A 15,390-nucleotide genomic window follows, 5' to 3' on the forward strand; every position below is an offset into this window, starting at 1 on the left:
TTCCCCAGCCTATTTCCCTGTAAATTTTGCAATCAATTCATGCCATTTATCGGGTGTCAAAATTGCCCATGGATCTTGACCTTTTCCTACGATACCATAGCCAATCATCAAGCCGATACCCAACGCCAAGACTCCTAGAAGCAAAACAATAATAACTAATAAAAATCGACGTAGCACATACGCTGCTTGTTTATTCATCTTCATCAGCTTCCACACTTACCCGTTCAATATTAGCTCCTAACTGAGCCAATTTTTCATGGAAACGATAATATCCTCTATCCAAATGGACAAGTTTTCCGACAACTGTCTCCCCTTCAGCTACTAGACCTGTTAAGATCAAAGCCGCACTTGCACGTAGGTCTGTAGACAAAACCTCTGCTCCTTGCAGAAGTTGCCCACCGACGATACGAGCTGTATCACGGATAATTTCAGAATGCAAGCCCATACGACGCATTTCCTCTAAATGTTGGAAACGATTTTCAAACACTGTTTCCACCATGGTTGACTCACCTTGAGCAACCGTCATCAGTGCAGTGAATTGTGCCTGCATGTCTGTCGGAAATCCTGGATGCGGAAGCGTCTTAACATGAACGGCTTTCAATTTATCTCGTTGAGAACGAATGCGGATGCCTTCGTCTTCATCAATGACTTCCACACCCATTTCTTGCAATTTAGCAATCAGGGGACGATTGTGTTCCCAGATGGCATCTTTAATCAAGACATCTCCACCTGTCATAGCAGCCGCTACCATAAAGGTACCTGCTTCAATACGATCCTGAACAACATTGTGTGTAGCACCGTGTAGCTTTTCAACACCAGTGATTGTCACAGTTTCTGTTCCTGCACCCTTAACTTTTGCTCCCATTTTATTCAAGAGAACAGCCAAGTCTACAATCTCAGGCTCACGCGCAGCATTTTCAATAACAGTTACGCCATCAGCTAGCGTTGCAGCCATCATCAAGTTTTGAGTTGCCCCAACACTAGGAAAGTCCATATAGATATGGGCTCCATGCAAGCGTTCTGCCTTAGCTTCGATATAACCAGCTGTTTGGGTGATCTTAGCTCCCATTGCTTCCAAACCTTTAAGGTGAAGGTCAATAGGACGACTACCAATCGTACATCCACCTGGCATCGAAACTTTAGCGTGACCAACTCTAGCCAGGATTGGACCTAAGACTACAATAGATGCACGCATCTTGCTGACATACTTATAAGGTGCCTCTTCTGTAATGTCATCTGTCGCATCAACTTCAACAATATGTGCTTCTTGGTCAAAATCCACTTTCGCATTTAATCCACGAACCACTTGATTCATGGTAAAGACATCTGATAAGATCGGAACATTTTTTAAAACTGTTTTTCCTTCGCTTGCTAAAATCGTCGCCGCAAGTAGTGGCAAAACTGCATTTTTCGCACCTTCAATCGTAACACTTCCGACTAGGCGATTATCGCCACCTCGAACTACAATTTTTTCCATAAATATTTTCCTTTACTTTCGAGTTTAAAATAATGTCCGTATGGCTTCTTGCCATAATTGATAGAGATTTAGGAAAAAAGAACTAATCAGATACCCTAAACCGATACTACACAATACTACTAAAAGTCGTACCTTCCTCGCATTGTCCTTAGTTACCTTTAAAATTTGATCCCATTTGACCAAATCTTTCAACAGTTGAAAAACTAGGTAGACAAAAAACATATGACTACTGAGGGTAAAAAACAATTGAATCATCTGCCTATTATACCATCTTCTCTTTTTCTACGCTAGTCTATGGACTTGCACTATATTTTATGGGTTGTTTTTCAAGTAATCAATTGCATCCTGAAGTGTTTTTACAGGAACAATCTTCATGTCTGTTTTAATCATTTCAGCAGCTTCTACAGCCGTGTCATAATTACTTTTAGCATTAGGATTGGCCTTTTTAGCTTCTTCAGTTACTGGATTGTTTGGAGCAAAGAATACAGTAGCTCCTTTTTTTGCAGCAGCAACAACTTTTTTGTCAATTCCCCCAATATCACCAACATTTCCATCTCTGTCGATACTTCCTGTACCAGCAATGATGCGTCCATTACGAAGGGTTGGGTCTGCAATTTGCGTATAGATGGATAAACTAAACATCATTCCAGCACTCGGGCCGCCAATGCCAGCAGTTGAAAACTTGATTGGCACATCACTTGACACTTCTGTGCGGTCAATCAAACCGATTCCGATACCGTTTTTCCCATTTTCCAGAGTAATGATTTTTCCTTCAGCAGTTTTGACTTTTCCGTCTTCCTGGTAGGTAACCTTAACCTTGTCTCCAAGAGTTTGAGAGTTGACGTAGTCGACCATCTCCTTGGAGCTTTCAAAAGTCTTATCGTTTACAGCCGTCACGGTGTCAGCGATATTGAGAATCCCCTTGAAAGTCGAGTTATCCGTCACAGTCAAAACATAGACCCCCAGGTATTTGAGCTCTATTTCCTTACCAGCAGATTTCAGACCTTGATATTTGGCCATGTTTTGCGAAGTTTCCATGTAAAACTGGTTGATTCGCATAAATTCTGCATCTGAAGAACCACCTGTCATCTCTTTAGCACTTCGAATATCCGTAAAAGGTGTCAGCCAAGCATAAACCAAGTCCACCAGTCTAGCATGTTTAACACCAACTGTCACAAATTGATAGGAACCTTCCTCTTGGTCAGCTTGATTATTGACTTGTAAGACTTTTCGAATATCTTCTGAAGTCCCTGGAACCTCAATGTAATATGGCAGGGGAACCGTAAAAGCTATAAAAGTAATAACGAGCCCAATAATTAGATATATGGGCCATCTAGTTTTTTTCTTCATGATTTAACTCCTCTAAGACAGCATTTGGGACATACTCACTGATATCTTGACCAAATTTCAATAGTTCTCTCACCGCTGAAGAACTGATGTAAACATGTTCTGGGCGGCTATGGAGATAGACTGTCTCAATCTCTCCTGCTAATTGATGATTGTAAAAATCAAAACTAGCTTCATACTGAAGATCCGCAGCGTTACGCAAACCACGAACAAGAACATGGACACCCAGTTTTCTAGCAACATCAACCACTAACTCATCGTGAGAAGCTATGACTTGGACATTTTCTAGATGTGCCACTGCTTTTTCAACCGTCTCTAGTCGGCTTTCTATCGGTAAAAATCTATTTTTGTGTGGATTATAAAAAATTCCTACATACAATTGATCAAAGAGCTCACTTGCACGCTCAATGAGGTCCAAATGGCCCTTTGTTATCGGATCAAACGAACCTGTGAATAAACCAATCTTATCTGACATAAACCGTCACCTTACTAATCCCATATATTTTTTCTTTCCAGATGCCCAAACAGGCTATTTCTTCCGGAAGCTCTACTGATTTATCTGTTTCACAAACCACCATGACATCTTTTGAAAAAAGATCTCGCTCTGCCATTTTTTCAATATCAGACACGATTTGTTCCTTTGCATAGGGAGGGTCCAAAAAGATGAGATCAAAAACGCCATCCACCTGCTCCAACGCACGACTGGACTCCATTTTCAATAATTGAAACTTTGAGGTTTCCTTGGTCATCCGGATATTTTCTGCCACAATATTCTGTGCTCGGCGATCCTTCTCAACTAGGACAGCGCTCGACATCCCTCTTGAAACTGCTTCAATGGATAACCCCCCACTACCAGCATAGAGATCTAGCACACGTCCTCCTTCAAAGTAAGGACCAATCATATTGAAAATAGCTCCTCGGACCTTGTCTGATGTCGGCCTCGTTGTTTTGCCCTCCAACGTCTTTAAAGGACGTCCTCCGTAGATTCCTGATACGATTTTCATAAGGTATATTATACCAAATTCTGATAAAAAAAAGAAAATCGAACCTTGCGGCTCGATTGATTAAAGAATATTGTCGTAAGTATCTCTGACTTCTTGTGGCCAAACACTAGTTTGAACTTCACCGATGTGCTTCTTACGAAGTAGGAACATAGCCATACGTGATTGACCAATTCCTCCACCAATTGTCAACGGGAAGAGTCCGTTTAAGAGGGCCTTATGCCATTCCAAAGAAAGACGGTCTTCATCTCCTGTAATAGCTACTTGTCGACGGAGGGTATCTTCATCAACACGAATTCCCATTGAAGATAATTCAAAGGCCGCACCCAAATTATCATTCCAGACAAGGATATCTCCATTCAAGCCATGATAACCATTTTCAGATTCAGTTGTCCAGTCATCATAGTCTGGTGCACGTCCATCATGAGGTTTACCATCCGACAATATACCGCCAATACCAATCAAGAAGACAGCACCGAATTCCTTACAGATAGCATTTTCACGTTCTTTTGGCGTCAAGTCTGGATAGCGTTCAACCAACTCTTCTGTATGGATAAAGGTGATTTGCTTAGGCAAAATTGACTCAATATCATATCTTGCTTCAACTGCTAGCTCTGTTAAACGAATGGCCTTATAAATCTTTTCAACGGTTTCTTTGAGGTAGGCTAGATTGCGTTGTCCATTAGGAATAACCTTTTCCCAGTCCCACTGGTCCACATAAACAGAGTGAGTCGCATCTAGTGAATCTTCGTCTGGTCGAAGAGCCTTCATGTGAACAAAGAGACCTTCTCCTTCACCGAAACCAAAACGTGCCAAAGTATGGCGTTTCCACTTAGCAAGTGAATGTACCACCTCATAGGTTTCATCTGGGATTTGTAAAACCTTAACAGATACCGGATGTTCAATCCCTGAAAGGTTATCCTGCATCCCGTCTCCAACCTTACTTAAGATTGGCCCTTGTACTTCTACTACTTCTAACTTATCTTTTAAATACTGAGTAAAGGTATTTTTTACAAATGAAATCTCTTCCTGCTGGTGAATAAAACTTTTTTTCATATGTACCCCTCCTTTTGAATAATAAAAAGATTATACCCTTTTGCTAGTAAAAATGAAAGTAAAAAATAAAAAGGAGCTCATTTGAGCCCTAAAATTATTAATCGTCACTTCCAAAGATACGCAAGAAGCTAAGGAATAGGTTGATAAAGTCAAGGTAAAGGCTAAGTGCCAAAGAAATTGCCCAACCTGTAGCAACTTGACCGTCTGACTCTTCGTAAACATAACGAATTTTTTGATTATCCCAAGCGATTAAACCTGCAAAAACAAGTACCATAACAATACTGATGATATAGTCCATTAGGCCACTATTTAAGAAGATATTAACAACCATGGCTAATATTAGACCAAATAAGGCTGCAATCAAAGCACGTCCGATACCACTCAAATCCTTTTTGATGACTACTCCGACGAATGCCATGACAAAGAAAAGGGCTGCACTGGAGATAAAGGCTGTTAGGACTGTACCAGGAAGGTAAAGCGATACAATGAAACTTAGTGAAAAACCGTTGACCGCAGAATATAATAGAAATATTGGAAATGCCGCTGGACTGTTCCTTAACGCTAAACCACTTGCAAATAACACTAGAGCAACTTCAACGACTCCTGTCACAATTAACCATATGCGGGCGTTAAGCATTAACTGTACGAGAACATCTTGGAAGGTTGTTAACATCAAGGCTGAAACAAGTGCAGATAAGGCAATCCCAATTCCTACAAAAGCATAAACTTTTGCATAAAATTGATTCAAACCAGAACGTTCTTGAATAATTGTTTGATTCATATCTTTTTCTCCTTATGAAATCTTTTTACTGATTATAACAAAAATAAATTGATTTAACTCAAATAAAACATGAGTATGCCTGCCGCAATGGCAACATTGAGACTTTCCGCCTGCCCTTTCATGCTAATGTGAACCAGTTGGTCTGCCTGATTTGTCATGAATAAACTAATGCCCTGACCTTCATTTCCCATGACCAAGGCAAAATTCTCTAGTCGAGCAAGCTCACGATAATCTTTAGAGTTTTGGGATAAAGTAGTGGCTAGAATCGGCAAATGACTCTTTTTCGCCTCTTCAACAAATGTATCAACAGGCATCCGATAAATAAGTAAATGGAAATGGCTACCCTGCATGGAGCGAAGAGTCTTGAGACTGTATATATCAGCCGACTTGCTGGAAACGATGACTCCTGAAAAACCTGCCGCATCTGCCGTCCGTATCATGGTCCCTACATTTCCAGGATCCTGCACATCTTCTAAGAAAAGATATTTACCTGAGGTAAAATCCGGCAACAGCTCCTCTTCCTTTTGAACAATAGCTACAATGCCCTGAGGTGTTTGTGAATCAGCCAAATCAAGCAAGATGTCTTCCGTTACCAAGACTGTCTGAGGATAGTCAGCTAATTTCCCCCCATGTTCTACCAAGGCAAAAATTTTCTCAATCGTTGCTCCTGCCTGAACAGCTTCCTCAAATAAATGCCAGCCCTCAATTAAATAAGAAGATTTTCGATATTTTTTTTGATGCAATTTCTTGGCATTTTTTACCACAGAATTCGCTTTAGAGGTTATAATAGTCATAGGAATATTATAACACAATCAAGGAGGTTTGGTATGCAAAAGGTCAAAATGATTGCACAGGGACGCGTCCAAGGTGTTGGCTTTCGTTGGGGTGTCTATACCCTTGCGCTCGAACTAGGCGGAATCACCGGTCGGGTCTGGAACAACGATGACGGCACCGTCGAAATTCTTGCCCAAACAGAATCTTCTGCTATCATGGCTAAGTTCATCCAAGAGATCCGAAAAGGGCCAACTCCCTTCTCAAAAGTGACCTATCTCGACGTCCAATTGAGTAACTTTCCTTCCTATTCTGACTTCAAAGTCGCAAATTAGGTCTCTAGAACTATTGTATATTTTCAAAAAAAACAGTAGAATAGAAAGGTATAATTTTTAAAGAAGGAATAAAAACAGTGAAATCAATTAAACGAATCGCCCTCTCAATCATGGGAGTGGCTATGCTATTATTATTGACAGGATGTGTCCAGGTTGATAAAGCAACAGGTCAGCCAACCGGATTTATCTGGAATACCATCGGAGCACCTATGGCAGAGGCTATCAAATATTTTGCCAATGACCAAGGTCTTGGTTTCGGTGTTGGTATTATCATCGTAACTATTATCGTCCGCTTGATTATCCTTCCACTTGGTATCTACCAATCATGGAAGGCTACCCTTCACTCTGAGAAGATGAACGCCCTCAAGCATGTCCTTGAGCCACATCAGACTCGTCTGAAAGAAGCAACGACTCAAGAAGAAAAACTAGAAGCCCAACAAGCTCTCTTTGCTGCTCAAAAAGAGCATGGTATTAGTATGTTTGGTGGTGTAGGATGTTTCCCTATCCTCATTCAAATGCCTTTCTTCTCTGCTATCTACTTTGCTGCTCAACACACAGAAGGTGTTTCTGAAGCTAGCTTCTTAGGTATTGCACTGGGTTCTCCAAGTTGGATTCTCATTGCCTGCGCAGGTGTTCTCTACTACATCCAATCACTCCTTTCTCTACACGGAGTTGAAGACGAGACTCAAAGAGAACAACTCAAGAAAATGATTTACATGAGTCCGTTGATGATTGTCATGTTCTCAATCTTCTCCCCAGCCAGTGTCACACTTTACTGGGTTGTCGGTGGTTTCATGATGATCCTTCAACAATTCATCGTCAACTACATCATTCGTCCAAAACTTCGTAAAAAAGTACGCGAAGAATTTGCAAAGAACCCACCAAAAGCAAGCAAAACTTCAGGCGCTCGCAAGGATGTGACTCCTGAATCAGCAGCAGTAATCTCAACTTCTAACAAGAAGAAAAACAAAAAACGCAATGCTGGTAAACAACATTCTAGATAAAAAATAAAAGGCTCGGATAAATTGCTGAGCCTTTTCTATAATCGAAAAGAGGCCGAGTTTCTCGGCCTCATTTTTTATATTATCCATGAACACGTTTCATGTAATCTTGATAGCTTTCTGTATCCATTAGTTCCTTAGCGTTCTTGACACGATCTGCTGTTGGAGGTTTAACTCCTTCAAGCGAATACGGAATGCCAAGTTCACGCCACTTGAACTCACCCATCGTGTGATAAGGTAGGATTTCAAACTTATCAACGTTTTTAAGAGTTTTCACGAACTTACCAAGTTCAATCAAATCCTCATCTCTATCTGTCAAACCAGGTACGAGAACGTGACGAATCCAGACAGGTTTCCCAATATCTGACAAGTATTGAGCACAAGCTAAAATGGTTTTGTTACTTTGACTGGTTACAATCCTATGTTGAGCATCATTAATTTCTTTGATATCAAGAAGAACCAAATCAGTCACAGCCATTAATTTATCAAATTTTTCAAGATAGCGTGGCTTGTTACGGAATGGAAGAGCACAGGTATCTAAGGTACAGTGGATGCCTTTTTCTTTTGCCTTTGTAAAGAGGGCAATCAAGAAATCGATTTGGAGAAGAGCTTCTCCTCCACTGACTGTAATACCACCCTTGTCTCCCCAGAAGCCACGATAGCGAAAGGCTTCTTCCAAGACATCATCTACTGTTCGAACACGAGATTTATTGGTCTCCATAGCCCATGTATCCGGGTTATGGCAATATTGGCAACGCATCTGACAGCCCTGCAAAAAGACAATGAAACGGATTCCAGGACCATCTACCGCCCCAAAACTCTCTGTCGAATGCACCATTCCTGTCACTTGTCCGTAGTCTATTGTTTCTTCTGACATCACGTCACCTTCCTTGAAACCGTTTTATAATTTTATTATATCACGCTTGAAAGGAAAAACAATAGATTTTGTCTATTTTTTAGAAAACAATCTGTTTTTCACTTTCAACTTTCATGATTTTCAAAATTCTTCTAGTCCTTGTCAAAGTCAAAGCCATAGAGAGTCGCAAAATAGTCCTCAGGTCGCTCTGCTCTACGGATTAGTCGAGCACCTCCATCCTCTGTATAGAGAATCTCTGCCGAACGAAGTTTGGCATTGTACTGGTATCCCATAGAAAAGCCATGGGCACCTGTATCATGAATCACTAACAAATCACCAATTTCTGTTTGAGGCAACTCACGATTTACTGCAAACTTGTCGTTGTTTTCACAAAGAGAACCAACAACATCAACCATTTCAGTCTGACCATCAGGATGCATCATGTTAGTAATATGATGGTAAGCACCGTACATAGCTGGTCTCATAAGATTGACAGCTGACGCATCTACTCCTAGATAAGTACGGTAGGTTTTCTTTTTATGAGTAACTTTTGTAACGAGAATGCCATGAGGTGCCAACATAAAGCGACCTAGTTCTGTAAAGATTTTAACCTGACCAAGATCTGCTGGCGTAAGAACTTCTTCATAAACCTGACGAACTCCCTCACCAATCAAGGCGATGTCATTTGGCTCTTGATCTGGACGATAGTTGACTCCGATACCTCCAGAAAGGTTGATAAAGTCCAGCGAAATACCCAACTTTTCCTTGATTTCTACTGCTAACTCAAAGAGCTGACGTGCTAATTCTGGATAGTAGAGGTGGGTCACAGTATTGGAAGCTAGGAAGGAATGAATCCCAAAGGTTTTAGCTCCCTTTTCTTTCAGGATAGCAAAGGCTTCAAAGAGTTGCTCCTTAGTCATCCCGAACTTAGCTTCACCAGGATTATCCATAATGTCTGTCCCTAGTTCAAATACGCCACCAGGATTATAACGGCAAGAGATAATCTCAGGGATGCCTGCTGCACGTTCCAAATGCTCTATATCTTCAAAGGCATCTAAATTAATCGTCGCACCTAATTCACGGGCATAAGCGTACTCTTGGTCTGGAGTATTGTTAGATGAAAACATCATATCAGAACCAGCAAATTCTAGCTTATGACTCATCAAGAGTTCTACATAACTAGAACAATCCACTCCACATCCTTCTTCTTGCAAAATCTTCAAGATAGCAGGGGTTGGGGTTGCTTTTACTGCGAAGTATTCTTTAAATCCTTTATTCCAAGAAAAAGCTTGATTAACTGCGCGTGCTTTCTCGCGAATCCCTTTTTCATCGTAGAGGTGGAAAGGGGTTGGAAACTCTTCGACGATTTTTTCTAAGGCTTCACGTTTAATAAATGGTGTTTTCATAGGGCTCCTTTATATTCATTATCAAAGAAAGGCTGGGACGAAAGTTCCAACCTTTAAGTATCATATTCTCTCTTATTTTTCTGTTTCGAAGATGTTCCCAACTTCAACTTCAATTTGTTGATTCTTCACATCAATATTTGTGACTTTCAAGAGTGATTTGTAGTCAAACTGCTGTTCGCGATCTTCTTGAGCATTGTCAGCAAAGACGGCTACTCCAGCCAACTCTGAATCAAACTCTGTTAAAAGGCTAATCATACCATTAATAGTCCCTCCGCCTTTCAAGAAGTCATCAACAATCAAGACACGACTTCCTGCCTTAAGACTACGTTTTGAAAGGAACATTTTTTCAATACGGTCACTAGATCCTGAGACGTAGTTGACACTAACAGTTGAACCCTCAGTGATTTTCAAGTCACGACGGACAATGACAAAAGGTACGTTGAGAACATTGGCTACTGCATTTGCAAGCGGAACCCCTTTGGTCGCTACCGTCATAACAGCATCAATCTTTTGGTCCATAAAGCTCTTAGCAATAATACGACCGATATTTTTCAAAATAGCTGGAGTGCTAAGGAGATCAGACAAATAAATGTAGCCACCTGGAAGAATGCGGTCGCTCTCTGAAAGTTTATCGCGAAGCTCTTCGATGATTGTTTTGGACTCAAGGGTAGAGATAGATGGTGTGAAAATAACCCCACCACCAGCGCCTGTCACAGTTTGGATATGACCAATTTCAATTTCTTCAAAGGCGCGCTTAATAATGACAATATCTTCTGAAATAGAAGATTTGGCAGATTCATACTTTTCCGCAAAGGTATTGAGACTGGTTAATTTGTATGGATTGTTAATCAAATAATTGGAAATAACAACCATCCGATCACTTCTTCTTAATTTCATTAGTTATTCACCATTCTTTTTAATTAGTCTTTTTCTCATTATAACACACTAAAGCAAAAAAAACGAACTTTATTGTCTAAATAAAGCTCATTTTTTAGTTTCTAGTCTAATTTTGGCTTGTAGAAGGAACGATTGTCCATTGCAAAGACTTTATTGGTCATTTCACCCTCATCAACAAGGGCGAGAGCTGTTGACATCATCATCATGCTAGCATCTAGATTATCAATCATATGAATAATTTCAGCTTCCATCACACGAGGACGAACAGGACTACCATACTCAAGCAAACCATGATGGCTGAGAATCACATGACGCAAGAGTACCACTTCTTCTCGGGTATCATCAATGCCAAGTTCCATAACCGCTTTGGTAATCTCGCTATCAATCAGAGCGATATGGCCGATAAGATTTCCTCTCACTGTATACTCTGTCTGGTCTGGGCCTGTCAACTCAATAACCTTAGCTAGGTCATGCAACATAATCCCAGCGTAGAGCAAGCTCTTATTAAGCTGTGGGTAGACATCTGCAATTGCCTCTGCTAAACGAACCATAGTCGCTGTATGATAAGCAAGCCCTGTTTCAAAGGCATGGTGGTTGGTTTTTGCAGCTGGATAGGAATAAAATTCTTTATCATATTTGGTATAGAGAGCTCGAACGATTCGTTGCCAGATAGGATTTTCAATTTTGAAAATCATCTGCGCCATATACTCACGGATTTCCTTAACATCCACTGGTGATTTTACCTTAAAATCTGCTGGGTCATTTGGTTCGCCAGGTTGTGGTAAGCGAAGGGTGATTTGATTAACCTGTGGGGTGTTATTGTATACCTCACGACGTCCCTGCATGTGAACAACTTTCCCTGCAGTAAAAGCTTCGACGTTATGAGGTTGGGCATCCCAGAGTTTCCCTTCAATTTCCCCACTGTCATCTTGGAAAGTGAAAGCCAGGTAATTCTTCCCAGCACGTGTCTGTCTTAGGTCAGCTGACTTGATTAGGTAAAAGCCCTCAAAAAGCTCATCTTTCTTCATGTGACTAATCTTCATATTCTTCCTCACCTTCTTGGAACTGGAGTAGATCAAGCGCAGGCTCACCTTCTGATAACTCAATGTGACGGAGCGTTCGCTCGATAGCTGTAGTACGACGGTTTAATAAATCATCAATATTGCCAGAGGCATGTTGGAGATGTTTTTGTGTCTTGACCAAAATCCCCCCAAACTTGCCAAACTCGGTCTTGACACTGGCAAGAGTCTTGCTGATATGGTCGGCACTCTTTTGGATATTGAGAGTTTTGAAGCCAACTGATAGAGAGTTAAGAAGGGCTGATAAGGTACTTGGCCCTGCAACGATAATCTGCTCCTCCCGTCTCAAACCATCAAAGAAAATCGGATTCCTAACGATTTCTGAATAGAGACCTTCTGTCGGAACAAACAAAACTCCAAAATTGGTCGTTCTTGGCGGTGCTATGTACTTGTTCTTAATATCCTTGGCAAAACGCTTAACACTTGTTTGGAGAGATTTGCGACAATTTTCGATTTCATCCTTATCACCTGCTTCATAGGCTTCTTCAAGGCGGTAATAAGCTGCCAGTGGAAACTTAGAGTCAATCGGTAGATAAACATATTCCTGGTCACCTTGCCCAGGCAACTTGATGGCGTACTCGACTCGCTCACTCGAATTTTCAACCGTTGCAAATTCTCGTTCATACTGGGCAGGTGTCATGATATCTTCAATAATCTGTCCCAGTTGTAATTCACCCAGAATTCCTCGGGTCTTAGTTCCAGAAAGAACTTTATTTAGCGCACCAACATCACGCGCCACCGTCTGCATTTCACCTAGACCTCGATTGACAGACTCCAGTTGCTTGGAAACTGTCTCGAAGGAGGCCTGCAAGCGAGTTTGCAAGGTTTTTTCTAATTTTTCCTCGACTGTCTGACGCATCTGTTCTAAGCGTTGCTCATTTGACTCCTGCAAGGCCTGTAGTCGTTGGTCGGTCTTATCTCTGGTTTGGAGGAGGTTTTCATTCATCTCCTGGCGCACCTGAGTCAGACCTTGGTGCAATTCAATCCGCACCTCCTGCAAACGGTCGCTGACAGCCACTTCAAGATTTTTTTGATCCAGCTGGCTTGCTTGTCTGGCTTGCTCAAATCGATAATCCAGCTGGTCTGAGAGATTATCTGCCTGATCTTCTAGACTCTTGGTCAAATATTGCTCCTGCTTGTCCTGCCTTTGCCAAATGAGAAAGAGGCCGACTAGGTTAGCAATTAATAACAGTAGTAATACAATCTCCATCCTATCTCCTGTCCTTACTATGCAGTACGACCACATAGCCATCCGGGCATGTTACCGAAACTTCCCTATCTATATATTCGTTAGAAGCATAGACTTTCTTAAAGAAAAAGTTCTCCTCTGTCAATTCGTACTTGGCACCGATAATGGTCAGCTGACTATCCCTAACAGGCATAAAAGCAAGATAATCATAGTCTGACCGTGGTTCAAGTTGACTGGTCCCTTCTGGACAGTAACGAATCAAATTTTGTCCATCCTCAATCTCTATCTGACGCATATAGGGCGCCAATTTAGGATTGCTAGGCAGAAACACATTAGCCAGCATATGATCAATACGACCACCTAGGGCACCAAAAATGGTCACCTGAGCTTGAGGATTTTTTTCAAAAATCGTTAAAAGTGCTAGTTCCAGATCGGTATCATCTTTTTCTGGTTGGGCTTGAACAAAATGCTGGGCACGTTTTTGAATTGAATGACGTTCTTCTGCAGTCACAGAATCAAAATCCCCAACGGCTAAAGCAAGAGGAAGTTTTTTCTCCAGTACCCAGAGCGAGCCTCGATCCACACCGACAAAGCAGTCAAAATCTGTCCGGTAGTGGCCACGGTCTCCACCAGCAAAAACTGCAACCCTAGTCCAGTTCTTTTCTGAGAGCTTGCACTCGTTCATTGACATCTCCCTTGAAGACATAAGAACCTGCTACAAAGACTGTTGCACCCGCTTCTTTGGCTTGAGCTATGGTCTGATCATCAATCCCACCATCCACTTCAATTTCAAAATTCAATCCTTTTTCCTCACGAAGGGCAGCCAATTCACGTACCTTATCCATGGTTTCTGGCAGAAAGGCTTGCCCACCAAATCCAGGGTTAACTGTCATGACTAATACTTGGTCAACTAAGTGTAGTACATGCTTAATCGCCTCAACAGGTGTACCAGGATTAATGACGACTGAAGGTTTGACTCCAAGAGAACGAATTTTTTGAAGGGCCCCATGGATATGAGGTGTTGCTTCTGCATGGATGCTGATGATGTCTGCACCTGCACGCGCAAAGTCTTCTAAATGATGTTCGGGATTAGCTACCATCAAGTGACAATCAAAGACCATCTTGCTATGAGGACGAAGACTTTCGACTACACCTGCACCAAAGCTGATCTGAGGTACAAAGTGACCATCCATGATATCGATATGGGCATATTCAGCCCCAGTTGCTTCTAGGCGTTTAATTTCACGTTCAAAGTTGGCATAATCTGCTGCCAGAATTGACGGAGCAATCTTGTATTGAGACATAGGTTTCTCCTTATTTTGGAATTTTTTTGCTGACTTTTTTATAGGTTTCTCTACGATTTTCAATCTCACTGAGAAATTGTAGGTAGTTATCAAAACGGAAGGTGGCAATTATGCCCTCTTCTACTGCAGACTTAACCGCGCAAGAAGGTTCGTGGGTATGCGTACAAGTACGGAACTTGCAGTCTCGACTGACACTGGCAATTTCTGGAAAAGCTCGATTAAGGTCTTCTGCTGTTGTTACTTCGTAATCTAGCGATGAAAAACCTGGTGTGTCTGCGATTTTCCCACCATTGAGATTGTAAAAACTAACCGCTCGAGTAGTGTGACGACCACGACCCAGACTGTCTGAGATTTCTCCCGTTTCTAAATTGAGATCAGGTGCGATTTTATTGAGCAAAGTTGACTTTCCAACACCCGTCTGCCCCATAAAGACCGTAACCTTATCTGTCAACAAGGGTAAAAGTTCTTCTTTACTCGTCACAAAATCGTAACCAATAGCACGATAGGTTTTCTCGTAGAAATCCAGTTCTCTCCCATCTTTCAGTAAGTCCATTTTGGAAATATAGACGATAGGATGAATGCCCTTGTGCTCCAAAAGAACCAAGAAGCGATCCAGCAAGTTGCTATTAAAGTCAGGCTCTTTGACCGACATGATCACCACAGCTTGATCAATATTGACAATAGGGGGGCGAACCAGACTATTTTTTCGTTCATGAATCTTGAGAATATAACCTTCGGAATTTTCCTCCGCAGAAAAATCTACCCAATCTCCAACATAGGGCGTATGCCCCTTTTTACGAAAATTTCCACGCGCGCGTGTTTGATAAACCTGACCATCACTTTCCACATAGTAGAAGCCGGCCAAAGCTTTAATGATTTGTCCTTGCATC

General features: G+C 41.5%; 19 protein-coding genes. 2 read left to right on the top strand and 17 right to left on the bottom strand.

What is annotated here, in order from left to right; translation table 11 throughout:
• Positions 1-9: 9 nt before the first annotated feature.
• The 9 genes from ACXYSK_RS05850 to ACXYSK_RS05890 all read right to left on the bottom strand — a co-directional run bounded on the left by ACXYSK_RS05850 (position 10) and on the right by ACXYSK_RS05890 (position 6,456).
• A complete protein-coding gene (locus tag ACXYSK_RS05850) occupies positions 10-198 on the bottom strand; it encodes a DNA-directed RNA polymerase subunit beta (RefSeq protein WP_006150292.1) in 189 nt (62 codons plus the stop codon).
• Complete coding sequence (gene murA, locus ACXYSK_RS05855) at positions 191-1,477, bottom strand: UDP-N-acetylglucosamine 1-carboxyvinyltransferase (protein WP_006150250.1); 1,287 nt, start codon at positions 1,475-1,477, stop codon at positions 191-193. Before murA ends, ACXYSK_RS05850 begins: the two co-directional genes overlap by 8 nt.
• 24 nt (positions 1,478-1,501) lie before the next feature.
• Complete coding sequence (locus ACXYSK_RS05860) at positions 1,502-1,732, bottom strand: DUF1146 family protein (protein WP_282185014.1); 231 nt, start codon at positions 1,730-1,732, stop codon at positions 1,502-1,504.
• Between the two features lie 57 nt (positions 1,733-1,789).
• Positions 1,790-2,827 carry a SepM family pheromone-processing serine protease gene (locus ACXYSK_RS05865; RefSeq protein WP_414254280.1) on the bottom strand — a complete coding sequence of 346 codons (1,038 nt, stop codon included), beginning with the start codon at positions 2,825-2,827 and terminating at the stop codon, positions 1,790-1,792.
• On the bottom strand, positions 2,811-3,299 hold the full coding sequence (coaD, locus tag ACXYSK_RS05870; RefSeq protein ID WP_458625372.1) for a pantetheine-phosphate adenylyltransferase: 489 nt from the start codon (positions 3,297-3,299) through the stop codon (positions 2,811-2,813). Before coaD ends, ACXYSK_RS05865 begins: the two co-directional genes overlap by 17 nt.
• Entirely contained in the window at positions 3,289-3,828 is a 540-nt protein-coding gene (gene rsmD / locus ACXYSK_RS05875) for a 16S rRNA (guanine(966)-N(2))-methyltransferase RsmD (RefSeq protein ID WP_458625373.1), read from the bottom strand. Before rsmD ends, coaD begins: the two co-directional genes overlap by 11 nt.
• A gap of 60 nt (positions 3,829-3,888) precedes the next feature.
• The gene (asnA, locus tag ACXYSK_RS05880; RefSeq protein WP_458625374.1) at positions 3,889-4,881 is read right to left on the bottom strand and encodes an aspartate--ammonia ligase; all 993 of its coding nucleotides are present in this window, start codon (positions 4,879-4,881) and stop codon (positions 3,889-3,891) included.
• 97 nt (positions 4,882-4,978) lie between these two features.
• Positions 4,979-5,662, bottom strand: coding sequence for a Bax inhibitor-1/YccA family protein (locus ACXYSK_RS05885; RefSeq protein ID WP_458625375.1), 684 nt, complete (start codon positions 5,660-5,662; stop codon positions 4,979-4,981).
• Positions 5,663-5,715: 53 nt separating this feature from the next.
• Positions 5,716-6,456, bottom strand: coding sequence for a TrmH family RNA methyltransferase (locus ACXYSK_RS05890; protein WP_458625376.1), 741 nt, complete (start codon positions 6,454-6,456; stop codon positions 5,716-5,718).
• 33 nt (positions 6,457-6,489) lie between these two features.
• Here ACXYSK_RS05890 and ACXYSK_RS05895 point away from each other — a divergent pair, with 33 nt between their 5' ends.
• The gene (locus ACXYSK_RS05895) at positions 6,490-6,768 is read left to right on the top strand and encodes an acylphosphatase (RefSeq protein WP_458625377.1); all 279 of its coding nucleotides are present in this window, start codon (positions 6,490-6,492) and stop codon (positions 6,766-6,768) included.
• A 77-nt stretch (positions 6,769-6,845) separates the two neighbouring features.
• Positions 6,846-7,772, top strand: coding sequence for a membrane protein insertase YidC (yidC, locus tag ACXYSK_RS05900; protein ID WP_373113768.1), 927 nt, complete (start codon positions 6,846-6,848; stop codon positions 7,770-7,772).
• A 79-nt stretch (positions 7,773-7,851) separates the two neighbouring features.
• Here the strand turns inward: yidC and pflA are convergent, their stop codons facing one another.
• The 8 genes from pflA to rsgA form a co-directional block, all read right to left on the bottom strand.
• Complete coding sequence (pflA, locus tag ACXYSK_RS05905; RefSeq protein WP_458625378.1) at positions 7,852-8,646, bottom strand: pyruvate formate-lyase-activating protein; 795 nt, start codon at positions 8,644-8,646, stop codon at positions 7,852-7,854.
• A 131-nt stretch (positions 8,647-8,777) separates the two neighbouring features.
• Positions 8,778-10,031 carry a diaminopimelate decarboxylase gene (locus ACXYSK_RS05910; RefSeq protein WP_458625379.1) on the bottom strand — a complete coding sequence of 418 codons (1,254 nt, stop codon included), beginning with the start codon at positions 10,029-10,031 and terminating at the stop codon, positions 8,778-8,780.
• A gap of 72 nt (positions 10,032-10,103) precedes the next feature.
• Positions 10,104-10,928 (bottom strand): pur operon repressor, encoded by an 825-nt coding sequence (gene purR, locus ACXYSK_RS05915; RefSeq protein ID WP_006152187.1) that lies wholly within the window; start codon positions 10,926-10,928, stop codon positions 10,104-10,106.
• A gap of 101 nt (positions 10,929-11,029) precedes the next feature.
• A complete protein-coding gene (locus ACXYSK_RS05920; protein ID WP_006152067.1) occupies positions 11,030-11,971 on the bottom strand; it encodes a 3'-5' exoribonuclease YhaM family protein in 942 nt (313 codons plus the stop codon).
• Entirely contained in the window at positions 11,961-13,217 is a 1,257-nt protein-coding gene (locus ACXYSK_RS05925) for a DNA recombination protein RmuC (RefSeq protein WP_458625380.1), read from the bottom strand. Before ACXYSK_RS05925 ends, ACXYSK_RS05920 begins: the two co-directional genes overlap by 11 nt.
• 1 nt (position 13,218) lies before the next feature.
• Positions 13,219-13,881 (bottom strand): thiamine diphosphokinase, encoded by a 663-nt coding sequence (locus ACXYSK_RS05930; RefSeq protein ID WP_458625381.1) that lies wholly within the window; start codon positions 13,879-13,881, stop codon positions 13,219-13,221.
• Complete coding sequence (gene rpe / locus ACXYSK_RS05935; protein WP_414259615.1) at positions 13,844-14,500, bottom strand: ribulose-phosphate 3-epimerase; 657 nt, start codon at positions 14,498-14,500, stop codon at positions 13,844-13,846. The genes ACXYSK_RS05930 and rpe overlap by 38 nt, the downstream gene beginning before the upstream one ends.
• A 10-nt stretch (positions 14,501-14,510) precedes the next feature.
• Positions 14,511-15,389 (bottom strand): ribosome small subunit-dependent GTPase A, encoded by an 879-nt coding sequence (gene rsgA, locus ACXYSK_RS05940; protein WP_458625413.1) that lies wholly within the window; start codon positions 15,387-15,389, stop codon positions 14,511-14,513.
• Position 15,390: the final 1 nt, after the last annotated feature.

The organism is Streptococcus sp. V919, assembly GCF_054353475.1.